The sequence below is a fragment of the Sorangium sp. So ce119 genome (assembly GCF_051524405.1).
GTDB lineage: Bacteria > Myxococcota_A > Polyangia > Polyangiales > Polyangiaceae > Sorangium > Sorangium cellulosum_G.
In genome coordinates this window covers 9,088,324-9,112,575 of the sequence record NZ_CP150310.1, presented here as the reverse complement: position 1 = coordinate 9,112,575, position 24,252 = coordinate 9,088,324, and the positions used below count along the sequence as shown (strand labels likewise).

18 protein-coding genes are annotated in these 24,252 nt (G+C 74.2%); 12 read left to right on the top strand and 6 right to left on the bottom strand.

Annotated features, from left to right (window positions below; genetic code table 11):
• The first annotated feature begins 40 nt into the window (after positions 1 to 40).
• The 7 genes from mnmA (at position 41) to ftsH (ending at position 9,094) form a co-directional block, all read left to right on the top strand.
• Complete coding sequence (mnmA, locus tag WME76_RS34345) at positions 41 to 1,168, top strand: tRNA 2-thiouridine(34) synthase MnmA (protein WP_061617876.1); 1,128 nt, start codon at positions 41 to 43, stop codon at positions 1,166 to 1,168.
• Positions 1,165 to 1,818, top strand: coding sequence for a hypothetical protein (locus tag WME76_RS34340; protein WP_061617875.1), 654 nt, complete (start codon positions 1,165 to 1,167; stop codon positions 1,816 to 1,818). The genes mnmA and WME76_RS34340 overlap by 4 nt, the downstream gene beginning before the upstream one ends.
• A 190-nt stretch (positions 1,819 to 2,008) precedes the next feature.
• On the top strand, positions 2,009 to 4,255 hold the full coding sequence (locus WME76_RS34335) for a protein kinase domain-containing protein (protein ID WP_437956434.1): 2,247 nt from the start codon (positions 2,009 to 2,011) through the stop codon (positions 4,253 to 4,255).
• On the top strand, positions 4,252 to 5,649 hold the full coding sequence (locus WME76_RS34330; protein WP_437956433.1) for a class I SAM-dependent RNA methyltransferase: 1,398 nt from the start codon (positions 4,252 to 4,254) through the stop codon (positions 5,647 to 5,649). The genes WME76_RS34335 and WME76_RS34330 overlap by 4 nt, the downstream gene beginning before the upstream one ends.
• Positions 5,650 to 5,726: 77 nt before the next feature.
• Positions 5,727 to 5,984, top strand: coding sequence for a hypothetical protein (locus WME76_RS34325; RefSeq protein ID WP_061613583.1), 258 nt, complete (start codon positions 5,727 to 5,729; stop codon positions 5,982 to 5,984).
• Positions 5,981 to 6,982: a tRNA lysidine(34) synthetase TilS gene (gene tilS / locus WME76_RS34320; protein ID WP_437956432.1), complete on the top strand. Its 1,002-nt coding sequence runs from the start codon at positions 5,981 to 5,983 to the stop codon at positions 6,980 to 6,982. The genes WME76_RS34325 and tilS overlap by 4 nt, the downstream gene beginning before the upstream one ends.
• 165 nt (positions 6,983 to 7,147) lie before the next feature.
• Entirely contained in the window at positions 7,148 to 9,094 is a 1,947-nt protein-coding gene (gene ftsH / locus WME76_RS34315) for an ATP-dependent zinc metalloprotease FtsH (RefSeq protein WP_061614758.1), read from the top strand.
• A gap of 146 nt (positions 9,095 to 9,240) precedes the next feature.
• On the opposite strand, the gene WME76_RS34310 is transcribed toward ftsH, so the two are convergent.
• The 3 genes from WME76_RS34310 to WME76_RS34300 form a co-directional block, all read right to left on the bottom strand.
• Positions 9,241 to 10,698, bottom strand: coding sequence for an alginate export family protein (locus tag WME76_RS34310; RefSeq protein ID WP_437956431.1), 1,458 nt, complete (start codon positions 10,696 to 10,698; stop codon positions 9,241 to 9,243).
• 185 nt (positions 10,699 to 10,883) lie between these two features.
• Positions 10,884 to 11,732: a hypothetical protein gene (locus WME76_RS34305; protein ID WP_061614760.1), complete on the bottom strand. Its 849-nt coding sequence runs from the start codon at positions 11,730 to 11,732 to the stop codon at positions 10,884 to 10,886.
• Positions 11,729 to 14,662 carry a GYF domain-containing protein gene (locus tag WME76_RS34300; protein ID WP_437956430.1) on the bottom strand — a complete coding sequence of 978 codons (2,934 nt, stop codon included), beginning with the start codon at positions 14,660 to 14,662 and terminating at the stop codon, positions 11,729 to 11,731. The genes WME76_RS34305 and WME76_RS34300 overlap by 4 nt, the downstream gene beginning before the upstream one ends.
• A 329-nt stretch (positions 14,663 to 14,991) precedes the next feature.
• Between WME76_RS34300 and WME76_RS34295 the strand changes: the two genes are divergently transcribed.
• From WME76_RS34295 to WME76_RS34285, 3 genes are all read left to right on the top strand, one after another.
• Positions 14,992 to 15,552, top strand: a complete 561-nt coding sequence (locus WME76_RS34295; protein ID WP_437956429.1) for a ComF family protein — start codon at positions 14,992 to 14,994, stop codon at positions 15,550 to 15,552.
• A gap of 1,063 nt (positions 15,553 to 16,615) precedes the next feature.
• Positions 16,616 to 17,620, top strand: coding sequence for a polysaccharide deacetylase family protein (locus WME76_RS34290; protein ID WP_437956428.1), 1,005 nt, complete (start codon positions 16,616 to 16,618; stop codon positions 17,618 to 17,620).
• 189 nt (positions 17,621 to 17,809) lie between these two features.
• On the top strand, positions 17,810 to 18,523 hold the full coding sequence (locus tag WME76_RS34285; RefSeq protein ID WP_437956427.1) for a hypothetical protein: 714 nt from the start codon (positions 17,810 to 17,812) through the stop codon (positions 18,521 to 18,523).
• A 78-nt stretch (positions 18,524 to 18,601) separates the two neighbouring features.
• On the opposite strand, the gene WME76_RS34280 is transcribed toward WME76_RS34285, so the two are convergent.
• Complete coding sequence (locus WME76_RS34280) at positions 18,602 to 19,615, bottom strand: endonuclease/exonuclease/phosphatase family protein (protein WP_437956426.1); 1,014 nt, start codon at positions 19,613 to 19,615, stop codon at positions 18,602 to 18,604.
• Positions 19,616 to 19,680: 65 nt separating this feature from the next.
• On the opposite strand from WME76_RS34280, the gene WME76_RS34275 reads away from it, so the two are divergent.
• Complete coding sequence (locus tag WME76_RS34275) at positions 19,681 to 20,130, top strand: hypothetical protein (RefSeq protein ID WP_061620544.1); 450 nt, start codon at positions 19,681 to 19,683, stop codon at positions 20,128 to 20,130.
• 64 nt (positions 20,131 to 20,194) lie between these two features.
• On the opposite strand, the gene WME76_RS34270 is transcribed toward WME76_RS34275, so the two are convergent.
• On the bottom strand, positions 20,195 to 21,556 hold the full coding sequence (locus WME76_RS34270; protein ID WP_437956425.1) for a hypothetical protein: 1,362 nt from the start codon (positions 21,554 to 21,556) through the stop codon (positions 20,195 to 20,197).
• Between the two features lie 178 nt (positions 21,557 to 21,734).
• Between WME76_RS34270 and WME76_RS34265 the strand changes: the two genes are divergently transcribed.
• Complete coding sequence (locus WME76_RS34265) at positions 21,735 to 22,778, top strand: hypothetical protein (protein ID WP_437956424.1); 1,044 nt, start codon at positions 21,735 to 21,737, stop codon at positions 22,776 to 22,778.
• A gap of 44 nt (positions 22,779 to 22,822) precedes the next feature.
• Here WME76_RS34265 and WME76_RS34260 read toward each other — a convergent pair whose 3' ends face one another.
• Positions 22,823 to 24,235: a DUF4331 domain-containing protein gene (locus WME76_RS34260; RefSeq protein ID WP_437956423.1), complete on the bottom strand. Its 1,413-nt coding sequence runs from the start codon at positions 24,233 to 24,235 to the stop codon at positions 22,823 to 22,825.
• Positions 24,236 to 24,252 lie beyond the last annotated feature (17 nt).

Genomic DNA, 24,252 nt, shown 5'->3' with positions numbered 1-24,252 from the left:
AAGAACGGAAATGGCAAGTCCTGTCCGAGAGGCCGACGGCATGGTGCGGCCCGGCGAGCGGGCCTCCCCGGGGGCTCGCGTCTTCATCGCGATGAGCGGCGGAGTCGACTCCTCCGTCGCCGCGGCGCGCCTCTGCGACGCTGGCTACGAGGTCGTCGGCGTGACGCTGCACCTCTGGGACTACCCCGACGACGGCAGCGTCAAGAGCCGCTGCTGCGCGCCCGAGGATCAGCACGACGCGCGCCGGGTCGCCGACCACCTCGGGATTCCGCACTACACGTTCGACCGCCGCGCCCTGTTCCGCGAGCACGTCGTCGATCCGTTCGTCGACGCCTACCTCGCGGGCGAGACCCCGAGCCCGTGCGTCGCCTGCAACCGCTCGGTCAAGCTCCGGGAGCTGTTCCCGCTGGCGGAGCGGCTGGGCGTCTCGTGGGTCGCGACGGGCCACTACGCGCGCGTCGTCGTGGAGGAGGGCGAGGCCCGCCTCTACCGCGGCCGCGACCGGCACAAGGATCAGAGCTACTTCCTCCACATGCTCCGGTCGGACGAGCTGTCGCGGCTCCTCTTCCCCCTGGGCGACTCGACCAAGGACGAGGTGCGCGCCGAGGCGATCGCCCGCGGGCTCCCGGGCGCCGACAAGGGCGAGAGCCAGGAGCTCTGCTTCATCCCCTCCGGCCGCTATGCGCCCTTCGTGGCCGAGCGCGCCGCGGACCGGCTCCGGCCCGGCCCCATCGTCGATCGGGACGGCCGCGTCGTCGGCTCGCACGGCGGCGTGCACGGCTTCACGGTGGGCCAGCGCAAGGGCATCGGCGTCTCGCTCGGCCGCCCCGCGTTCGTCGTGGGCCTCGACGCGGCGTCGGGCGCGGTGCGCCTCGGCGACGAGGGCGATCTCTACGCCGCGGGCGCCGAGATCACCGACGCGGTGTGGTGCGACGACGCGGTCTTCCCGCTGGAGGCCGAGGTCCGGGTGCGCGCGCGGCACGAGGCCGCGCCCGGCGTCGTCGAGCGGCGGCGCGACCCTGCGACGGGCGCGGAGCGCTTCGTGGCGCGGTTCGCCAGCCCCGTGCGCGCCGTCTCCCCCGGCCAGATGGCGGTCGTCTACCGGGGCGACCGCGTGCTCGGCGGCGGCCGCATCACGGCCGCCCTTCGCCCGGAGGCGCTGTCGTGAGGGCTCGCGCGCTCGCGCCGCTCGCGTGCGCCGTCACGCTGGGCTGCTCGCTCGGGCAGGGCGAGGGCGAGGTCTACAGCTCGCGGCTGCGCGCGGCGAACTGCTGGGACGACAGCTACGACATGCGCCCCGACTTCTTCGCCGCGGTCCCCTACCGCTCCACGCTCCAGATCCGGGTGCAGCGGGGCAGCGATCTGCAGGAGGTCTCCGACGGCCTCACGGTCCTGATCGACGACGTCAACGCCATCCGCGGGGACGGGGACGTGAACAAGCTCGACGTCGATCTGAGCGTCGGGCTCCCGCCCGGCGTCGAGCTGCCCGGCTCGCCGCCCCCGACGCCGAAGCCGGCGGGGCTCGCGCCGCTCGTGCACATGGCGCTGTACCTCCAGCGGTCCTGCCACAACCAGAATGTCGTGCTCTACGCCGTGGACGGGACCATCAAGTTCCAGGCGTTGTTCAGCGGCGATCCGAACGAGACGGACGCGGCCGACAAGTACACGGACGCGACGTTCGACGTCTGGGTCGGCGACCCGCGCGACGCCGGGCTCGGCAATCCAGCGGACGCCATCCCACAGGAGCTCCTCTCGCGGGTCACCGGGGCTTTCCGCTTCTACTTCGAGCGGGGTCAACCCGGTCAACCGTTCCCTTGAGCTCGCCGCTGCTCCGTCCTGGGTCTCTGGTCGTGTCCTACCTGTCAGGACAACAACCTTCAGCGCCCCTGTGGATTGAAGCTGACCATCTGCCCGGTCTCTCGGCCGAGACGACATGGCAAAGCGCCGCGAACTCGCGGTAAAGTAGTGACCGCTCATGCCCCAACCGCCGCCTCGACCCGCATCACGAATGGGCGGACCTCCAAGCCCCGGGTCGACCAATTCATCGCCTGACGCACGCGCGAAGGAGCCCGAGAAGCAGCAGGGGACCTACTTCCTGGGCCGTTACCGCGTGGTCGACGAGATCGGGGTGGGCGGAATGGCGAGCGTCCACCTCGCTCGCATGGATGGCCCGGGCGGCTTTCAAAAGTGGGTCGCGATCAAGCGGATCCACCCTCATCTGGTCGAGGACGATCAGTTCGTCGACATGTTCCTCGACGAGGCGCGTATCGCGGCTGGCATCAACCACGCCAACGTCGCGCAGGTGTTCGATCTCGGGAAGGACGACAACACTTACTGGATCGCCATGGAGTACCTCCACGGCGAGCCGCTCCGGGAGGTGATGCGCCGCGCGGAGGAGCGACGGCTGCGCATCTCGCCCGAGCTCGCTGCGCGCATCTGCTCCGATGCCGCAGAGGGCCTCCACGCTGCCCACGAGCTGCGTGGGAAGAACGGCCAGCTGCTGGGTCTGGTGCACCGCGACGTGACCCCGCACAACCTGTTCCTGACCTACGACGGCTACACGAAGGTCGTCGATTTCGGCATCGCCAAGGTGGCCGATCGGCTGTCGTCGACCCGGGCGGGAACGCTGAAAGGCAAGTTGGCCTACATGTCTCCCGAGCAGGTGCGCGGCAACGACGTCGATCGCACGACCGACGTCTTCGCGCTCGGGGTCGTCCTCTGGGAGCTCACGACGAACCAGCGTCTCTTCCGGATGGATACGGATCTCGACACCCTCGAGAAGGTCCAGGCCTGCGTCGTCCCGCCGCCGTCCACGATCGTGCCCGACTATCCGATCGAGCTGGAGAGCGTCGTCATGAAGGCGCTCGCCAAGCACAGGCACGATCGCTTCCAGACAGCGCGCGAGTTCTCCCGGGCGCTGCAGAGCTTCCTGATGAGGAGCGGCGTGTTCGTCGGCTCCGAGGAGGTCGCTCAGTTCGTGCAGCAGGTGTTTGCCGACCGCATCCAGAAGCGCGAGGCCCACCTCGCGTGGGCGGCGGAGGTGACGTCCACCATCAACGTCGAGCAGGTGCGCGGGCGCCTGTCGACGACGGCCACGGACAGCGTCGGGCTCCGCAGCCGCGGCCGGGACCCCGAGCCGCAGCGGCTCACGCCGCCGCAGCTCCTGCGGCACCACGCCGCGCCGGCGAGCGGGATCGCGCCGGTCGGGCGCGCCCAGCCGAGGGACGCCGCCGACAAGCAGATGGTGGCCACGTCGCTGATGGACGACGACGAGGACGTCCCGACGACGGTCGCGACCCGCGAGCACGCCGAGCCGGCGCGGCCCCCTCTGCACGAGCGCCCGACGGTGCGTCCGGCGGCCGGCATGACGTCCGGGCCGGCGGCCGTGACGCCCCCTCCTCTCGCCGTCCAGCCCGCCCCGGCGGGGCGGCCCGATGCTCCGCCGCCTTATCCGCAGGCCCCGGCGCGCGCGCAGGGCGGTCACAGCCCTCGCGCGCAGGGCGGTCACAGCCCGCCCTCGCTGCCGCAGCCGTCGACCCCGTTCCCGCCTCCGCTCGATCTCGACACGGGCGAGCTCGCGCCGCTCCCCCCGCGGGGGCTCCTCGACAGGGGGATGGACAGCCCGCTCGCGTCCACGCTCGCGCTGCCGCCGCAGGCCTCGCCCCCGGCCGCTCCGGTGTCCAAGGCGGTGAGCGAGGCTTCGCGTCACGCGCACGCGAACAGGGCGCTGGCCTACGGCGCATCGCCGCACGGGCATGGCGCCGCGCCGTCGTACGCGCTCCCGCGGAACGGCCAGGGCTATGCGCCGGCGCCTCCGCTGCCTGGCGCCCCGCCGGCGCCGGCGTTCCCGCCGCCGCCCTCGACGACCCTGGCGCAGGCTCAGCCGTTCACGGCCGCCGCGCCGGCGCAGCCACCCCAGTCGCAGATCGAGACAGCGCTCTCGCTGCCGCGCCCCGACCCAGCGGCCATCTGGGCCGCCACGCAGGACGCGGCGTCCAAGGGGAACGGCAGGAACACGCTCGTGCTGGTGGCCGTCATCGCCCTCACCGCGCTGTGCGTCATCGGCATCGGCGCGCTGATCTACATGAAGACGAGGACCGTGCTGCCCTTCCCGGCCCACGGGGGCGACGTGCTCCCCGCGCCGGCCCCGGCGACCGGCGCGGCGACCACGGGCGAGCTGCATTCCGGCGTGCGCACGTGGACCGCGGGGCCACCCCGGCCAGACGAGCCTGCGCGCGGTACGATGAGAGGATGAAGGCTGTTCACCGCCGCTCGAGCGGCCCCGGGGCGCGGCCCCGGACCGGCGAGCGAGCTCAGCTACGTATCGACGCGCTGGCCGCAGGCGGCGCGGGGGTCGGCAGGATCGCGGGCGAGGTCGTCTTCGTGCCCGCGACGGCGCCGGGGGACCTCGTCGAGGTCGAGCTCGACCGGAGCGCGCGCCCGGCGAGGGGCAGGCTCCTCCGGGTCGTCGAGCCGAGCGCCGACCGCGTCGCTCCGCCCTGCCGCTTCGCGGACACCTGCGGCGGCTGCGACTGGATGCACGTCCGCCTCGAGGCCCAGCAGGCCGCGCACGAGCAGATCCTCCGGCAAGCGATCGCGCGGGCGACCTCGCTCGCCGAGGCCGATCTGCCGCCGATCCAGGTCCATCCGGCGCCCCTGCCGCTCGGCTACCGGTCGCGGGCGCGGCTGTTCGCGCGCGCCGAGCGCGGCGAGGTGCGCGTGGGCTACCGCGCGCCGAGGACGCACGCCGTCGTGGCTGTCGATCGCTGCCTCGTGCTGGGCGACGCGATCGCGCCGCTCTCCGGCGAGCTGCCCGGCGTGCTCCGCGGGGCCGTGGGGGAGGGCGATGTCCTGATCTCGCACGGCGCCTCGGGCCGCCCTGTCGTCGAGATCCAGTGGCGCGGCCAGCTCCCGCCGGCCGCGTGGAAGCAGCTCGACGAGCGCACGGCGCGCGGCGCGTGGGCCGGCGCCCGGGTCACGCTCGACGGCGCCCGCGAGGCCGCTTCGTTCGGGGATCCGCGGACGACGATCCTGGGCGCGGACGGCGTGCCCCTGCTCCTTCCGCCGGGCGGCTTCGGGCAGCCGTCCGAGGAGGGCGCCGCCGTCCTCGCCCGCCGCGCTGCCGAGCTCGCGCACCTCGACTCCACCCGGCCGCCGCACCTCGTCGAGCTGTTCGCCGGCAGCGGGACGCTCTCGGTGCTCCTCGCGCGCGGCGCGCCGCGCTCTGCCGCGGTGGCCGGCCCCGTCGATTCCGCCGCCCCGTCCGCCTCGGGGCTCGCCTCGTTCACGGCCGTCGAGCTCTCGCCCGAGGCGGTCGCCTGCCTGCGCCAGAACCTCGCCGCCCGCGGCCTCGCCGGCAAGGTCATCGAGGCGGACGCCGATCAGCAGCCGCTCCCGGCGCGCGCCGACGTCGTGGTGCTGGACCCTCCGCGCAGCGGGGCGCCCGGCGCGGCGCGCGCGATCGCGGCCTCGGGCGCGCGCGTGGTCGTCTACGTCTCGTGCGACCCGGCCACGCTGGCGCGCGACCTCGGCGTCATCCTCCGCGGCGGCTTCGAGATCACGGACATCGAGGCGGTCGAGCTCTTCCCGCAGACGAGCCATATCGAGTCGATCGTCCGCCTCTCGCGCGCCCGGCGGCCTTCGCGCTGAGCGGCCCCGGGCGCGGCCGGAGGACCGCGCGTGCCGCGCGGGATCTCCGCCCGGCGGCTTGCGCTACGCTGCCGGGGATGATTCACCCCCTCGACGATCGTCTCCGCGAAGAGGCGCGGCGGTATCGTCTCGTGTTCGCCTGCCCCGACTGCGCCTCGTTCGATCCGGCAGACGCTGGCGAGGGCGGTGATCGGGACGAGCGCGACGCTCGCGGCGCCGCGCCCCCCGGCCGCGCGCCGCGCTGCTCGCTCGGCTACCCGGTCGCGCCGCACGTGAGCCGGTCCCTCGACGATCGCGACGAGGTCATCTTCTGCAAGGCGTTCGAGCTCCGATGAGCCCTTCCCCCGGGCCCCTCCCGCCGCCCCGGCGGGGCCGATCGCACCCCCCGTCGCTGATCCGCCTGGCCGAGCGGCTGATCCGGGACGAGCGGCTGCTCTCGCGCGGCGACGTGGTCCTGTGCGCCTGCTCTGGCGGCCCCGACTCGAGCGCGCTGCTGCACGTCCTCGCGGTGCTCCGGCGCCGGATCGGCCACGAGGTCGTCGCGCACGGCGTCGATCACGGCCTCCGCGCCGCGGCAGCGGCCGAGCTCTCGCTGGCGCGCGAGCTGGCCGAGCGGCTCGGCGTCCCGTTCTCGACGACCCGCGTGAATGTCGCGCCCGGCGCGAACCTCCAGGCGAGGGCGCGCGCCGCCCGGTTCGCCGCGCTGGCGGCGGCCGCGGCGGCGCACGGCGCCCGCGCGATCGCGACCGGCCACACCGCGGACGACCGAGCCGAGACGCTGCTCCTGCGCTTGCTGCGGGGCGCCGGGCCGCGGGGCCTGGCCGTCCTGCCGCCGCGCGCGCCGCTCCCGCGCGCGGCCGCCGCCGCGGCGCGCGGCGGAGAAGCGCCGGGCCCGGCAGCGCAGATCGAGCTCCTCCGCCCGCTGCTCCTGGCTCGCCGCGTCGACGTCCTGGCCCACCTCGACCGACACCGGCTGGCGTTCGCGGAAGACCCCAGCAACACCGACCCACGCTTCACCCGCGTCCGCGTCCGCCGCGAGCTGCTCCCGCTGCTCGAGGACCTGTCACCGGCGATCGTCGAGCACCTCTGCGCGCTCTCGGACATGCTCGTCGCCGGCCGAGAGCGCCCGTCGGACGACGATCCGGCCGTCCTCGACGGCGGCGAGCCGCTCTCGATTCCGCTCGGTCGGGCGCAGCGCTTCGCGATCGAGCGGGCTCGCAAGCTCGGGCGTCCGCTGCGCGTCCGCGTTCGCGGCGGCGGGGAGATCGCGCTGGGCTTTCCAGAGGAGTCCAGCGTGCTTATCGAGGACAGGCCCACACGTCGCGGGGCCTGACCGCATGCACCCCCACCCGCGGCCGCTGTCGAGATCCCCTTTTTTCGCTGTGTCACCGCGGGGAGTACCTGCGGTCGACGACCGAGCTGACGGGTGGCATGCTGACCGGAACACGCGTACAATTTCGGTACACGCCGGCTCGCCGCGCGAGCCTAGAGGGTCCTCGTGAAGCAATCGCACAAGACGCTGCTGCTCTGGGTTCTGCTGATCATGATGTTCTTGGCGATCTGGCAGTTCTTGAGCCCGGATCGCCCGCCCGCCACGCCTGTCGCGTTCAGCGAGTTCATGGCCCAGGTCCAGGTCGAGGCCAAGGACAAGGATCCGCACGTCGAGTCGGTCACGATCAAGGACCGCGAGTACACCTTCTGGGTCAAGGACCCGAAGAGCGGAGCCAAGACCAAGAAGGTCACGATCGGGCCTGACAACGCCGACGAGATCACGAAGACGATCGTCGACAACAAGGTCGCCGTGTACTTCGAGAAGGAGGAGGCGTCGCCCTTCTGGCCGGGGGCGATCATGTACCTCCTGCCGACGATCTTCCTGCTCGTGATGTTCTACCTGTTCATGCGCCAGCTCCAGGCCGGCGGGGGCAAGGCGATGAGCTTCGGCAAGTCGCGCGCCCGGCTGCTCAGCGAGGCGCAGAACAAGGTGACGTTCGCCGACGTCGCGGGCATCGACGAGGCGAAGGACGAGCTCGAGGAGATCATCGCGTTCCTCAAGGACCCGAAGAAGTTCCAGAAGCTCGGCGGCCGGATCCCGAAGGGCGTGCTCATGATGGGCCCCCCCGGGACGGGCAAGACGCTCCTCGCGCGCGCGATCGCCGGCGAGGCGGGCGTGCCGTTCTTCTCGATCTCCGGCTCGGATTTCGTCGAGATGTTCGTCGGCGTCGGCGCGAGCCGGGTGCGCGACCTGTTCGAGCAGGGCAAGAAGCACGCGCCGTGCATCATCTTCATCGATGAGATCGACGCGGTCGGCCGCCACCGCGGCGCGGGCCTCGGCGGTGGTCACGACGAGCGCGAGCAGACGCTGAACCAGCTCCTCGTCGAGATGGACGGCTTCGAGTCGAACGAGGGCGTGATCATCGTCGCCGCGACGAACCGCCCCGACGTCCTCGACCCGGCGATCCTGCGGCCTGGCCGCTTCGACCGCCGCATCGTCGTGAACCGCCCCGACGTGCGCGGCCGCGAGGGCATCCTCCGGGTGCACACGAAGAAGGTCCCGCTCGGCACGGACGTCGACATGGAGATCCTGGCGCGCGGCACGCCCGGCTTCGTGGGCGCCGACATCGAGAACCTGGTCAACGAGGCGGCTTTGCTCGCGGCGCGTCAGGACAAGGACGTCGTCACGATGGTCGACTTCGAGATGGCCAAGGACAAGGTGCTGATGGGCGCCGAGCGCCGCAGCATGGTCATCAGCGACGAGGAGAAGCGGACCACGGCCTACCACGAGGCCGGGCACGCGCTGGTCGCGAAGCTGCTCGAGAAGTTCTCGGATCCGGTCCACAAGGTGACGATCATCCCGCGCGGGCCGGCGCTGGGCCTCACGCAGCAGCTCCCGAAGGAGGACCGGCTCAGCATGTCGCGCGACTTCGCCAAGGCGCGCCTGTCGGTCCTGATGGGCGGCCGCGTGGCGGAGGAGATCGTGTTCGGCCAGTTCACGACGGGCGCGGGCAACGACATCAAGCAGGCGTCGAACCTGGCGCGGCGCATGGTGACCGAGTTCGGCATGAGCGACGTCATCGGGCCGATCTCGTACGGCGCGGACGAGGAGAGCGTCTTCCTCGGGCGCGACTTCACGAGCCGGCGCCGCGACTACTCGGAGACGATCGCCAACCAGATCGACGACGAGGTGCGGCGGTTCATCCTCGACGCCCACGCCGAGGCGCGGCAGCTCCTCACCGACAACCGCGAGATCCTCGAGCGGCTCGCCACGGCGCTCCTGGAGCGCGAGACGCTGGACGCCGAGGAGGTCGACGCCATCGTCTCCGGCCGCGAGCTGCCGCAGCGCCAGCGCGTCGTGATCCCGAGCTACAGCGATCGCGATCGGGCCGCCAAGGAGAAGCGCCGCGCGGCCAGCATCTTCGGCACCCCGAAGCCCGCCCCGAGCACCTGAGCCCGGGAAGCGCGGGGGCAGCGCCCGACCTCGGGCAAGAGCCCCCGCGCCGCCGGCGCCGCGCGCACGGCGCGGCGCACGAGACGCCTCGAATCCTCCTCCCATCAGAGCAGCGATGCGCGCGGCCTGCGCGCCCCCGGTTCGTCTCAGGGGGCGCGCAGGGTCGCCTGCAGGAACGCCCAGTGCTGCAGGTCCGCTGGGCGGCCGTCCTCGTGGGCGCGGTTCGCGCTCCTGAAGATCGCCTGGGCGCCGTCGCCGAAGAGGAACAGGCCGTAGCCGACCGTGAAGCGCGCCGGCTCCCACGGCTGGAGCGAGAGGGAGACGTCGATCTCGTGGCCCAGCGTCCGGCTCTCGTTGTCCTCGGCGGCGCCGACGGGGAGGAGGCGCGAGGTCACCCACCTGCCCCCCGGCGAGGCGAGGCCGACGAACGCATATCCGGCGGCGATGGTCATCGTGTCGAACGGCGCGGCGCGGACGCCGCCGCCCGCCTCGATCACGTTCGACCACGCGTAGAGCCCCATCGGGCCGTGGTTGGCCTGCGCGTCGGGCAGGATCGGATCGAAGCGGCGCTGCGTCTCGCCCACCTCGAGCGCGCCATCGTCGCCCGTGGCGTAGGCGCCGCGGGCGTTGAAGGTGAGGTGGGCGGGGAGGGCCGTCTCGAGCTCGGCGCGCGCGGCGGCCGCGAACCCGCCGAGCGGGCGGTCGGCCGAGAACGTGGAGACGCGGCCGAGCTCGTAAGCCCCTTCGACCGCGTAGCGAAAGCCCCGGCGGTCGCCGGAGACGCGCGCGTCGAGGACGACGGTGTCTCCGGGCGTGAGCCAGCTCGGGCGCGGCTCCCGCGCGATGCGCGCGAGCGCCGTGGCCTCGAGGTGGAGCAGGGGAGCGACGTGCCAGATCGCGTTCAGGCCGTAGAGCTGGGTCCCCGTCCCGGCGGAGATGGGCTTGCGCGTCCCGCCCACCTCGGGCGGGGCGCCGCCCGGCGCGGCCAGGAGCACGGCGATCGCCTCGAGGTCGACGTTGCCGAGCTGCACCCCCGCGCGCACCCCGTCGAGCGAGCGCGCGGCGAGCGTCTCGTCGTTCGCCCCGAGCAGCCGACCATCGCCCCACGCGATCCGCTGCCGGCCCAGCCGCACGAAGGCGCGGCGTCCGGAGCGCGTGTGCAGATCGATGTAGGCCTCGTAGGGCGCCGTCTCCGGGAGGGCCGGCTCGCCCGCCCCGACGAAGATCGCGTCGTCGCTCCCCCAGAGCCGCGCGTCCTGCAGCGTGAGGACGCCCGTGATGGGCCCGTGATCGACGGCCAGCCCGAGGCGCGCGCGCTGGGCGACGAACCACTGGGTCCTGACGACGTTGCCGGTGTCGAGGAGCGGCGGCAGCGCGCCCCCGAAGCCCTCGGCGAGCACCGCGTTCGAGCTGTAGATGTCGCCGCCCGTGTCCACCGGGTACCGGCGGAATTCGCTGCGCAGCCGGAGCTCCACCGACGGACGGAGCGTGAACGCGCCGAGGGGCACGCCTTCCGACTGCGGCGACGCCTGGGCCGCCGCGGTCCGGGGCGCGAGGAGCGCCGATCCCAGAGCGATGGAGGCGAACGACAGGGATCGGATCATCAGCAGGGAGGGCCGGAGCGCGGGGTCGTCGAACGGCAGGTGTGCGGTCTGGCGCGCGGTGTTCAGGCGGGCCGCGCTCGCGGAGGATAGGCGTCCGGGCGCTCGTCGGACAAGTGGGGAAGCGGCGCTGCTCCTGTCCGACGGCGCCTGATCCTGACGGGGCGACCCCTTGCGCCGCGCCGGCGTCAGGGATCGAAATCGTCCCCGCCGGGCGAGGGTGGGGGCGGCGGATTCGGCGGCCTGGGCGCATTCCCTCCGCTGCTCCTGCGCACCGGCGGCGCCTTCGCGCTGCCGGCGGGCTGCCTCGTCGGCGGTCGGCTGGTCGAGCCGCGCCGCGCGGGCGCAGCGCCCGCGTCGATCGCGAGCACCAGATCGAGCGCGAGCTTCGACGCCCTGCCGGCGTGCCGCTCTGCGACGGCGCTCGCCTCGGCGAGCACGCGCTCGGCCGCCTCGAGCTCGCGCTTCACCTCGCGGCGCCGCGGGTCGCCCGCGAGCGCATCGGCCGACCCGGCCGCGAGCGACGCCCGCTTCTTCTCGAGCTCCGCGGCGCGCCGCGACAGCTCGCCGAGCTGCTTCGACGTCGCGACGGAGCTCTTCAAGGAGGCCTCGACGGCCTCGACGAGCTTCCTGTCGTCCGCGTCGAGCGAGCGTCCGCCGCGGGCGTTCACGAGCCGCGCTTCCGGCGCGAGCTCGACCCGGAACAGCACGCCCGACGCGCGGAGCTCGGCGGTGCGCGCGCGCGCCGCTTCGAGCACCGCGTCGTCCGTCGACCTCGGATCGAGCCCCACCGCGCGCGCGAGGTCGGCGCGCGCCGCGCGCGCGAGCTCCTCGGCCTTCAGCGATTCCTCGCGGACCTCCCGCGTGGCCTCGAAGAGCTCGTCATAGGGCTGCTTGCCCGTGCGGAGGGCTCGCCCTTGCTCGATCTGCGACGGCTGCGCAGCGCACGCGGCGAGCAGGGGCGCGTGCGCCGCGACGAGCAGCAGCGCGAGCGCGGCCGCGCGGAGGCGGCCCGCGCGATCCGCGGTCCTCGTCATCCACATTGGAGGATGACCCCCCAGAGCTCGTAGCTCGCGGCGGGCTTCGAGAGGAACACCACGCCCACGTAGCCCGATCGCGGCGCGACGCCGAGCACGCCCTGCCCGAAGTTCCCGGCCGGGGGAGAGAGCGCGATCGGATCCCCGATCGGGGCGAGGCTGGAGGAGAGCGTCTGCGCGCGCATGGCGCGGCTCCCCGGGGGGCCTTCGGTCCACACGAGGAGCCAGCGCCCGTCGCTGAGCCCCGCGATGTCCGGCGCGAACGCGTCGCCCCCGGGGCCCCCGGAGGGCAGCGGGATCACCTCGGTCGACGTGGGGATGGTGCCCGCGGGGGCCTGACCGGCGCGGATCTCCCATCGCCCATCGGCCGGTCGGTCCGCGAACACGACGGCGAGATCGCGCTCGTTCCAGCCGAGCGACGGCTTGCCGACCGCCCCTCCGGAGCCCGCCACCCGGCCGAGCTCACCGACGGGCTTGCGCTCGGCGTCGAGCCAGCCTGCCCACACGGCCTTCTCGCGGCGGAACGCGACCGCGTGACCGCGCGACCCGGCCGCGATCGCGCGCGGCGCCTCGAGCGGCTCGTCGCCCTGCACCGGCCACAGCGTGAGGGGCGCGGCGGAGGGGTTGTCGGCGGCCACGACGGCGCCGTCCGCCAGGCCGACGACGAACGGGCTTGGCCCCGGGACGTTGACCGGCGAGCGGATGGCCTGCTGCGCTGCCGTGAGCACGGTGAAGCTGTCCTCGACGGGCGAGATGCTCACGATGTCGGCGGCCTCTCGGTTCGAGAAGCGCTCGTTCCGCTCTCCGGTCGCGGGATCGATCTCGAGGCCGACGGCCTCCAGGGAGCTCTTGGCGTAGCCCACGACGAGCTTGCCGCCCTTCGTCGCCGTGACCTCGAAGGGGATGCTCTTCGCCACGAGCGGCGCCCATTGCTGCGGCTGGCGCGCCACCCAGCAGGGCTTCGGCGGGGCGGGGATCGCGGCGCGCGCGGCGTCCTGCGCGGCGCCGAGCGCGGCGCGCGCGGTGCCGACCGGCGCGCCCCGGGTGGAGGCGACGGAGTGTCGGCCCGCGAAGAAGGCGACGATGCTCATGAGCAACGCGACCCCGCCGAGGCCGACGAGCGAGGAGACCGGCACGGGTACCGCCGCGGAGAACGGCTTACCGTTGCCCTGCGCAAGCGAGCTCGGACCGCCGGTGCGCGCGGGCTGAGCGCGCCGCGCCGCGAGCGCGCGGGGGTCGAGCGCTCGCGGGCCGTTGCTCGATCCCGTGCCGGCGCTGCGATCGTCTCGCTGGCCCGGCGTCGGGGGGGCATCGGCGCCTGCCGCGTCGCGCTGCGGGCCCTGGAGCCCGGGCAGCAAGCCCGGCCACGATCGCGCCGCCGAGCGCGGCTGCGGTGCGCCTGCGCCGATGCCGGCCGACGGGATCGTCGCGTACTCGCGGCGCCCCTCGGCGCTCTCCGCGGTCACGGGGGCGCCGGGCAGCGGCGAGCGCTTCGTCTCGTCGGGCGCGGCGGGGCGCTCCCTGGTCTCGCTGTGCTGCACCGTGGTCGACGCCGGGCCCGCGCCGAGCGCACGGCTCGCCGACGGATCCCGGGCGTCGCTCGCCGTCGTGTCCTCGGCGCTGCGGGGCAGGGGACCGTCGGCGGGCGGCGCGGGGCTCGCGGGTCGAGGTCCAGGGGACGCGACCGCCGTGGCAGCGGCGCTCGAGGTGTGTGCTGCATCGGATGGGGGCGCCGGGGCGGTCAGGGGAGGCGCCGGGACGGGCTGCGGCGTCGCGCGGGGAGCCTCCGCAGGGGGGCGCGGCGGCGGCGCGGGCAGCGTCCCGAGGCGGACGAGGGCCTTTGCGCCGGCCGCCACCTGTGTCGGGGTTTCAGGCGCGCGCGCGACCGCCGGCTTCTTCGCTGTCACCGCGGGGAACCGTACCGGAACGGGTGGCGGCGGCACCGAGCGCCCCGCCGCGGGCGCGGGTCGTCTCGTCGCCCCGCTGGAGCTCGATGGCGGCGTCGGAGCGGGCTTGCCGGCGCCTTGCTCCGCGCCGCCCGTCGCGCCGTCGCGTCCGATGTTGCTCGGTGCAGCGCCGGCGGGCGCCGCATCGCGACCGGGGAGGGGCGGGGGCTGGGGGGGTCTCGCCGCGGCGCGCGACGCCAGGCTGCCGGCGGCCCTCGGCGGCGCGCCCGGCCTGCTGGGCGCGGCTGCGCCTGGAGCCCGCACCGGCGCAGGTCCGTCGTCTGCCGTCGCGCCGGCGCCGCCCGCGGCGATGCCGGCGTCCGCGGCCGGACGATCGCCGGCCGAGGTCTCCTCGCGTTCTTCTGACTCCGAGGGGAGCTTCGGCGCGCGGGGGATCACGGGGGCCCCCTGGTCGCCCGCGGAGGTGCTGTCGTAGCGGGGGAGCTGCGTGATCGCGCGGGCGACGCCCGCGTCGAACGTCCCCCCGGCCGACGGCACGACGATCGGCGCGCTCGGTCCGCTGGCCGGCGCGTCGGCCGGCGCATCGACACCCGTGAGCGTCCTCATGGACTCGCGCTTGCGCGGCGGTGGGGGCGGCGGGTGAGGTCGCGACGTCGCCCGGCCCGGCCGCGTCGTCGGCTTCCGCTCGTTCGCGGGGGCTGGGCCGACGCGCTGAGCGCCGCGGGCGGGCGCCGGCCCCAGCTCCTCGACGAACTCGAGATCCAGCTCCACGCCGCTCTCGCGAGCGGCCTCCTTCAGGGAGGCCGGCTTCTCGGGGGCAGCGGCGCCCGCCTCGGGTTTGCGCCGGAGCTGCGCGGCGTCGGCGAGCTCCGGCTGCCTGGACGCAGGCGCCCACGCATCCATGCCCTGGCGCCACACCAGCGTGGAGCCCGGGATGACCCCGGCAGCCAGCGCGCTGCGCAGCTCAGCGGTGCTCACGAGCCGCTGGACGCCGCGCTCGTCCGTCCACCTCCACGCGCTCAACGGGAGCCCCTCCTCCAACGGCGGGAGCGCCGGAATTCCAGGACGTGATCCACGACGCGGCGATCGTACCGCGCGTCGTTTGCAAAGAGATCTTCTTTCGTCCGCTCACGCAACTGTGCCCCCGCGTCCGACGAAGATCGCGCTCGTAGCCCATGAGCCCCGCCCGTGTCGTCGTCGCCGCAGCCCGCGTCTTGGCCGCCGTCGCTGCGCGCGCGCTCAGCCCGTCGTCCTGCGCCGGCTGTGACGCCCCTGTCGCGGGTGCCGCGGTGTTTTGCTGTGACTGCGCGCGTACCGCCGTGCCTTACGCGGAGCGCGCGTCACAGGGGGCGGTGGGCTCTGGCGCCGCCGACGGCCCTCTCATCGCGTTCGCCCCGTTCCGCGGGGCGCTGGCGGACGGAATCCGGCGTTTCAAGTACGGGGATCGGCCGGATCTCGCGCGTCCGTTCGGCCGGCTGTTGCTCTGCGCGGCGCGCGATGCAGGGCTGCGCGCGGACCTCGTGGTCCCGGTCCCGCTTCATCCGCGCCGCCTGGCCGAGCGCGGCTACAACCAGGCTGCATTGCTGGCCGCGCATGTGGCTGACGGACTCGCGGCTTCGTTTGCTCCGCGGGCCCTCTGTCGTATCCGGTCCACGGCGCAGCAAGCGCAGCTCCCGCGCGACCGTCGCCTGGAGAACGTGGCGGGGGCGTTCCGCGCTCGCGTGCCGGAGCGCGTCCACCGGCGGAGCGTCGTGCTCATCGACGACGTGGCCACGACGGGCGCCACGCTCGCGGCGTGCCGTGACGCGCTCCTCGGCGCGGGAGCTGCTTCGGTGACCTACCTCGTCCTGGCTGCGGCCGAGAGCGGAGCGGACGAGCTCAGAAGCTTTCCTCCGTCAGCGCGCCGCACTTGACGCGCACGCTCCTGCCCTCGACGAGCCACCGCGTGCCGTTGGGCGTCGGCTCGCCGACGCGTACGAAAAAACGTCCGCACCGCACCTCGATGGGCTGGTTGCTGGGGCCTACTGCAACGCCCATGACATAGACGGTCGCATCCCGAGCGAAGTTGAGCCTGAGAAGGCCGCGTCCGCTCCGCGGGGACGGGGGAGCGGGGGCGGCAGCCTGGGCGACGGGTTGCGGTGGGGGGGGCGGGGGAGCCTCGGCGGGTGGGGGAGCGGGCGAGGGAGCAGCCTCGGCGGGTGGGGGAGCGGGCGAGGGAGCAGCCTCAGGGTCTGACGGCGGGGAGGCGCCTTGCGTCGCCTGCGTTCCGTCCTGGGGCGCACTCGCCGGGGGCGGAGTTGCTGTCTGCACAGGAACGGTCCTTTGCCTCGACAAGGCCGCGGCGGTGCTCGTAGGTCCACCGGTCGCCGAAGTCGCTGGCAGAGCTTGTCGGCCGGATGCCGCCAGTCCGGGCAGGGCTGTCTCGATTGTGCGGATCCCCAGTGCAAACACGACGGTGGCCGTCGTGAGCGCAATCCCGATGGTGCTCAACGGCGAGAGCGGTTTCGACGGAGGGTCCTGCGCCAGCCCAGGTTGAGGCGCGGCCGCCGACCCGGTTTGGGGCTCGGGCGGCACCGACCCAGGTTGGGGCTCGGGCGGCACCGACCCAGGTTGGGGCTCGGGCGGCACCGACCCAGGTTGGGGCTCGGGCGGCACCGACCCAGGTTGGGGCTCGGGCGGCACCGACCCAGGTTGGGGCGCGGCCGCCGACCCAGGTTGGGGCTCGGGCGGCACCAACCCAGGTTGAGGCGCGTCCGCGTCCGTCGAGAACATCGGCCGTCAGTCTAGCGGCATCGCCCCCCTGCTGAAGCGGGCTCTCCCGCTCGGCGGCCCACCAGAGCGTTCCTGCCGGATCCACGCTCGAAGCAAGCGCAAACCACATCCGTGTGCTGGAATACATTCGTGTACGTCGTCGCACATCCACTGACGTGGATTCGCAGGAGATCGCCGCTCGGTCGTCGTGCGTTGGCCGCCGCCATGCTTGACACCCTCGGGCTCCTGGACCGGTTCCTGTGGCTGCGCGCGAAGCTCCGGCTGCCCGTGCTCTCCGTGTTCACCTACCACCGCATCGCGGAGCCCTCGGACGTCGCCGAGCTCGATCCCGGCGTCGCCGAGGTGAGCCCACGCGAGTTCGAGGAGCAGCTCGCGGTCATCAAGACGCACTGCACCGTGGTTTCGCTCCGGGATGTGCGCCTCCTCGCCAAGGGCCGCAAGCCCCCGCCGAACCCCGTCATGGTCGCGTTCGACGACGGCTACCAGGACAACCACGACGTCGCGCTGCCCATCCTGAAGCGCGCAGGCGTCACGGCCACCTTCTTCATCGCCACCGACTACCCCGACAGCGGCCGCCTCTACTGGTGGGATCGCGTCGCCCTCCTCATGCACCGGTGCCGGCGCCCGCGCGTCGACATCGCCTACCCCGCGACGCTCCTGCTCGAGCCCGTGCGCGACCCCATCGGCTCGGCGACGCGGGTCTGCCAGGCCATCAAGCGCACCTCCGGCCTCGACCTCGAGCGCCTGTGGGATGAGCTCGAGCGCGCCACCGGGGTGTCGATCGACCTCTGCGAGGAGCGCGCGCTCGCGGCCAGGACGATCATGGACTGGAAGCAGATCGCGGCGCTGCGGCGGGCCGGCATGGACGTGCAGTCGCACTCGCACAGGCACCGTGTCCTTCAGACGCTGTCGCCCGAGGAGGCCACGCGCGATCTCGCGCGCTCCCGCCGCGTGCTCTCCGAGGCCCTGAACGAGGCCGTACACGCGGTCGCGTACCCCGTCGGATACAGCCTGTGCGGCGCGTTCCATCGCGCCGTGAGGGACGCGGGCTTCGAGCTCGGCTTCACCAACAACTCCGGCCTTTGCATGCTCTCGTCCTTCGACCCCCTGAATTTCCCGCGCGTCGCGATGGACCGCGGGCAGATCGGCGCGCTCTTCAAGCTGAAGCTGCTCATCGGCCAGCGGCCCGGCTCCCGCGCCGCCCGCTGACCGAGCAGCGCCCGCGCAGCGCCGGGCGCCGCGCTCGCCGGGCGCCGCCGCTCGCTCGCGGCTGCCCCGCCCGACGCGCTCGTGGCCTGGGCTGTGCACGTGCACCGTCGCTGGGCCGGCTCTGCACGCGCATGGCGTCGATGGGCCCGGAAAACCTGCTCCGCAGCCTGTTCGACGAAGGAGGCTCTCGTGAAACGCACGATCCGTGGTCCCAGCTTCCACGCCGCCGCCTGCAGGCGCGGCGTGGCCTCGCTGATCGCCGCAGCCCTCGCTTCCGGATGCGGCGGCTCGCCGCCGCCCGCGGCCTCCGCGAAGGCGCCCGCGCGGCCCGCCCCGGCGGCCCGCGACGGGCAGGGGGCGCGGACGGCGGCCGTCGAGCAGCGCGAGCAACGCGAGGCGCAGCGCGCGTGGTGCGTGTACCTCGAGGAGCTCTACGAGCGGGCCTCCGAGCAGGCGAACGGCTGGCCGAAGTTCGAGGAGTGCACCCAGCGGACGACGATGGCCTCGCCGAGGATGCTCCGCGCCACCTCGGAGTGCTCGCTGGCAGCGCTGCGGCGGTTCGAGGGCGATCCCTTCACCCCGGCCTACGCGGAGGAGGTGAGCCGCTGCGGCGCCGAGGCGATGACGGCCACCACGCTCCCCCGCTCCGATCTCGCGCCGTACATGGCCGTCCTCTGCGGCCGCCTCGCCGGCTGCGGCGACCTCGACTACGCCACGTGCCGGCAGAGCCTCGAGGACGGGCTCGGCCCGCAGCTCGAGCGGGCGATCGGCGCGATGAACAACCGCGGCCGGCAAGAGGTACGCGCCTGCTTCGGCAAGCTCGCGTGCGGCGGCGACCTCGGGCCTCAGATCTCCGCGTGCCTCGAGCCCATCATGGACGACCTGCTCTGGCTGCCGGGGTGAGCGGCCCGCGCCGCGCGGCGCGGCGATGGACCCGAACACGGCGCCCAGCCGAGCGCGGCGGGCGACCCGAACGCGGCGTCAGCCCGAGCTGCCCGGCAGGCGGCAGCGCGCGATCAAGGGGACGTGATCCGACAGCCCGGCGAAATCGCCCTTGTGCCCGAACGGGTGCGTGCCCGTGAAGTCGATCCACTGGAGCCGCTCGGACGAGTACACGTGGTCGAGGTGCATGCGGAGGTTCATGAAGCCGGCCGTCGGGAAGGAGCGCGCCTCGCTCGCGGAGAGGCAGCGCACCTTGGCGAACGCGTCCACGAAGCCGATCTCCTCGCGCAGGAAGCGGTCGACCGGCGAGCCCGGCAGCGAGTTGAAATCGCCGACCACGACGAAGTTGTCGCTCCGCCGCTCGCGGCCGACGAAGTCGGCGAGCACCCTGGCCTCCTCGAGCTGGTTCGGCCCGAACCCCATCCGCGCCTCGCCGGTCCAGAACTCGCGCGAGAACACGCTCGGCAGGCTGAGGTGCGTGTTGAACACATCGAAGCTCTGCCCGCTCTCGTGCTCGAACGACACGTGCGCGCAGATGCGCGTCTGCTTCAGGCTCTTGACCCTCCGCCGGTGGGTGATGTCCTGCGGGCGCTCCGCGTTGTGGTGCCCGATGCGGAACGTGTCGCGCGCGATCACCGCGAGCCCGGTCGTGTAGATGTTCGTCCGCGATGTGAGCCGGTACGTGTGCGCGGGGAAGTAGTAGGCGACGTAGCGCTCGCGCCGCTGTCGCTGCGCCAGCGCCGCGTGCAGCTCGGTCATCAGGCGATCGAGCTGCGTCTCCTCGGGGTGCCACCGCCGGTTCATCGTCGAGGAGCGCAGCGACTGCGTCTCCACCTCCTGGAGGCACACGAGATCGGGCAGCGGCGACAGCCGCGCCAGCGTCGTCGCGATCCGCGTGATCGCGGCGCTGGTCGACGCGATGCCCCGCGTGCCGTGCCCGAAGTAGCGGACGTTATAGGTGATGATCCGGAGCGGCGTGGCGACGCCGTCCGGCGGCTCCGCGCTCTGGCGAGCGCCCGGCGCCGCGCTCGTGGAGGCGCGTCCGGGCGTCATATGCTCGGGTGTTGGGCCGTTCGAACCAGGTGGGAGGCGCCGCTCGGTCATGTATCCTCTCGCCCATGGGCAAGAACATCATCGTTTCCGAGGATACCATTCGTGACCTGCTGGAAGCGCATGCCTCCCTCTCCGCCTGGTACTACGAGCTCTGGTCGGCGCTGCGCGTCGCGAAGGCCTCGGCGACCGCCCCGGATGATGCGGCCCGTGCAGCGTTTGTCGAGCGGATGGCCACGAGCTTCCCGGAGGTCGCCTCGATCGCCCGCTCCATCCGCGTACCACGGATGTTCGTCCCACCCCCGCCCGCGGTGAGCGTCCCCCCCGTCGCGACCCCGGAGGCCATGGAAGAGGCCCCTACAGCGGTCGAGCCCGCTCCCGCCCGCCTCCGGGAGCTCCAGGCGCCCAGGAGCCAGCCGGGCGTGGACCCCGCCGACGAGCCCCCTCCCGCGCCCTCGCAACCGGCGATCGTTCCTCCACCTCTGGTGGTCCCATCGACGGTGAAATACGACACCTAGCGCGTATCGAGCCGACTCGCGAGCTCAGCAATGAGCCGTATCGCGGGCCGCCCCGCGACGCTGGTCAGCGAGCCGAGCCGAGAGGGCGCTTGCGCCGCGTCAGGAGCTGCTCGGCCTCGGCGGCTCCTGTCATGTCGAACCTGGGGTTCAGCTCCAGCGCGGCCCGCACGAGCCGCTCACCTTCCTTCAGGTCCCCGAGGGCGATGCGGATGGCCCCCGCGTGGTAGAGCAGGCGCGCATCGCGGGTGCCGAGCGCCAGCGCCCTGTCGCTCGCGGCGCGCGCGTCCGTCAGCTTGCCGGCGCGGTACAGGGCCCAGGCGTGCGCGTCCTCGGTGTAGATGTCGGCGCGCAGCGCGCTCTCCTCGGCGGCCAGCCGCAGCGCTTCCTCGCGCTCCAGGCCCTTGGTCGCGTAGAACAGCGCGAGCGTCCCGCGGTCCGACCGGCGCCCCGCGTCGACCACGCTGGCGTACGCCTGCGCCGCGCCGGCGTGATCGCCTGCGGCCGTCCTGGCGTCGCCGAGCAGCCACGCGGTCGTCGGCTCCGGGCTCTGCCGGTGGGCCCGCTCGAGGAGCTCGATCGCGCGCCCCCACGCGCCGCGGGCCAGCGCGACGCGCGCCCTGCCGGCGAGCGCAGGCGGATACTCGCTCGCCGCGGCGAGCGCCCGCTCGAAGCCCCGGTCCGCGGCCTCGTGGTCGCCCTCGTGCCAGCCCATCGTGGCCGCCTGCGTCAGCGTCCACGCGAGCGCCTCGGGCTCGCGCGGGTCGCCGGCGCCGATCGCGAGGCCGATGAACCGCTGCGCGGTCGTCGCGTCGCCCTGGAGCCAGCGCAGGTGCGCGGCCCGCGCGTAGGACGGGAGGCCGGGCCGCAGATCGACCATCCGCTGCGCCGCCGCGGCCGCGGCCTGGAACAGGCCGAGCTCCAGCGCGGCGTCGCTGAGGGTCCCGAGCGCGAGCGCGTCGCCCTCGTCCCGCGCGAGGATCTGCTCGGCGAGGTCGCGCGCCTCGGCGAACCTGCGATCGTGGAGCAGCACGAGGCCGCGCAGGTTGAGCGACGCGCGATCGCCGTCCGCCAGCGCGAGCGCGATGTCAGCGCACGCGCCCGCGCGGGCGTGGAGCGACGGGTCCCCCGAGGCGCGCGCCTTTCTGATCCAGGCGTAGCCCAGCGCGCTCCACAGATGGGCGGCCCCGGGCGCCTTCTCGAGCCGCCGCGACAGCGCCGCGATCTCGCGGTCCACGGCGCCTGCGCCCGCCGGGGCCGCGAGCGCGAGCCGGCGCGCGGCGTCGAGGCTCGGCGGCGACGGCGCGGCGGTGGCGCGCGCGGTCGCCGCGGGCGCGGCCGGGCCGGGCTCGGAGCGCGAGCGCTCCGAGCAGCCGGGGCTTCCGCTCAGGGCAGCGCAGGCGAAGAGGCAACCCGTTCGTCGCAGCATCGGAGCGATGACCTCGTGGCGCGCTGGATCTCCGCCCGGGGCGCGCCGCGCTCCTCGCCGAGGCGCCGCGTGCGCGATCCGAGCGCGAAAGAGCTTGCCGCGTCGGTCAGCGCCGGCAAGCTCGCCGCTCCAGCGCCTCGCTCGAAGAACAGCAGCGCGCAGCGCGGAGGGGATCGCATTGCCTGTCTCGACGGATGGCGACCGCCTGCGGCGGCTCTGCGCCGCGGCGCTGGTGCTGCAGCTCGGCGCCGCGTGCTCGCGCGCGCAGCGAAGCTCGTCGGACGCCGGCGCGACCGCGGCGTCCGACGAGGATGCCGGCGCGACCGCGGCGTCCGGCGAGGGTGCCGGCGCGACCGCGGCGTCCTCCCCGGCATCTGCCGGCGACGGCCCGGCCGGCGACGTGATCGCCCCCGTCTACCCGAAGGCCGACGGCGCCCCGGAGCCGCTCGCGGCGCGGCTGTGCGACGCGCTGCACGCGCTGCCCGCGCGGCGCAAGGCGGCGTGCTGCGGCGGCCGCGCGGGCTTCCACGCCGCGGCGGAGTGCGCGCGCGCGCTGAGCTCCGCGGCGCGCGCGAAGGCGGTGACGCTCGCGCCCGACGACGTCGGCCGCTGCGTCGAGGCCATGGAGCGATCGCTCGAGGGGTGCGACTGGGTCGCGCCGCTCGCCGCCCCGGCTCCGCCCGCGTGCGAGGGGATCGTGCGGGGCGCGCTCGGCGAGGGGGCGCGGTGCCGGTCGTCGCTCGAGTGCGCGGACGGGCTGCGCTGCGACGGCGCCGGCCCCACCGACGCGGGCATCTGCCGCGCCCCGCGCGCCGCGGGCCCCTGCGGCCACTCCGTCGATGGGCTGGCCGCTGTCACCCGCCAGACGCGCCTCGCCGACGCGCACCCCGAGTGCCGCGGCTACTGCGCCGGGCGCGCGTGCGCGGACGACGTCCCGCTCGGCGGTCGCTGCGAGGCCCACGCCGCCTGCGGGCGGGGCCGCCGCTGCGTCGACGGGCGCTGCAGCGATGCGCCGCTCCCTCCGGCCGGCGCCGCCTGCCTCGGCGGGCTCTGCGCGCCCGGCGCGCGCTGCGTGGACGGTCGCTGCGCGACCCCGAAGGCCGAGGGCGAGGCCTGCGCGCGCGACGGCGAGTGCCGCGCAGCGTGCGTTCGTCCTGACGGGCGCGCGGCGGCCTCCGGCGGCTCGGCCGGCGTGTGCGGGAAGCGGTGCGCGGCGCCGTGACCGGCGAAGGGCGCGCCGCGCCCCCGCCGCGCCTGTCCAGCGTCTCAGGGCCTGAAGTGGCCCTGCGTCGCGCCCTCCCAGGCCGTCGCCAGGTAGGGAAAGGCCGGGAGGAACCGCGCGTCGTTCGCGGCGACCCCGTCGCCCGCCGTCGCGCCGGCCGCGCCGGTCAGGATCAGCGTCAGCACGGCATCCGTGACGTCGGTCTGCTCGTGATCCGCGCCGGCGACGAGCGCGCGCCCGTTCGGAAAGCCCGACGGCATGCCCAGATCGATCCGGAGCACGTCGCCCACGGTCTCGAGGTTGTGCCCCCCGAGGCTCGATGGCTTCAGGTTGAACGTGTCGATGAGGTCGGTCCGGCTCTGCTTCAGCGCCTCCGGATCGAAGGCGGCGAGCGGCTGGCCGGCCCGGTAGAGGCCCGCGAACTCGGCGTCGCGCACCAGGATCGGGTTCAGGAAGTAGGCCCCGAAGTTGGCGAGATCGTCGCGCGGGTGCGCGCGGTTGTACTTGTCCTTGTCCTGCAGGCCGATGATCCAGGTGTTGATGAGCGGCAGGCCGACCCGCGAGACCTGGACCCAGGGACCGAGGCCGTCCTCCTTGCCGTTCGCGCGCAGGATCCGCACCTTGCGGCGGCTCGCCGAGGCCCAGATGCCGAGCGTCTGCTGGTCGCTCGGCCCCGGCGTCGGCTCCGACCCGCCGTTGACAACGGCGAGCGGGATCTCGAGCGCGAGCGTGTGGACGTTGTAGCCGGCGAGGTTGTCGCGCGCGACGCACGAAGGGTTCGGCGCGGAGAGGAGCGGGCACAGCCCCGCGAGATCGAACCCGTGGCCGAGGTCCGCATAGAAGCCGTCGTCGCGCGGCCCGGCCCAGGCGCGCCCCTCGCCGCCGGCCATCTGCTTGAGGAACTTGGAGGACGTCGCGAAGGCCGGGTAGCCGCCGCCGGAGATCTGGTACGCGAGCTGGTTCGTCCTCCTCCCGATGTTCGGCGGCGCGACAGGTGCGTCGGTCAGGATGGCGGTCGACGCGCCGCCCTCGACCTTCGTGATCGTGTACGTCTGCTCCGCGCCCGCGAGCTGCGAGAAGAACTCGTTGCCGCCGCTCGGCGCCGGCGCGAGCCCCGCCGGATCCGCCGCCCGGTACGGCGTCGTCGCGAACCGGAACTGGTACGTCAGCGCGTCCTCGAGGCTCGACGGCCCGCGCGCGATGTGCACCTCGTAGAGCACGTCGTCCGAGAAGCCGTGGAAGTTCGGACCGCCGGCGGGCTCCTCGAGCGGGATGTAGCTCGCGAGGATGACGAGGTTTCCGCCTTGCACCCACGCGTACAGATCGGTGTTGTCGGCGGCCGGGTCCCTCGCGATGGCGGGCGCCTCGCGGTGGCTCGACGCAGCAGCAAGGCCGGATGCGCTGAGCGCGACGCACGCCGCGAAGGCGGCGGCGGCGCGCGACGGTCGGTGGATCATGCGTGCGGGTCCTCCCA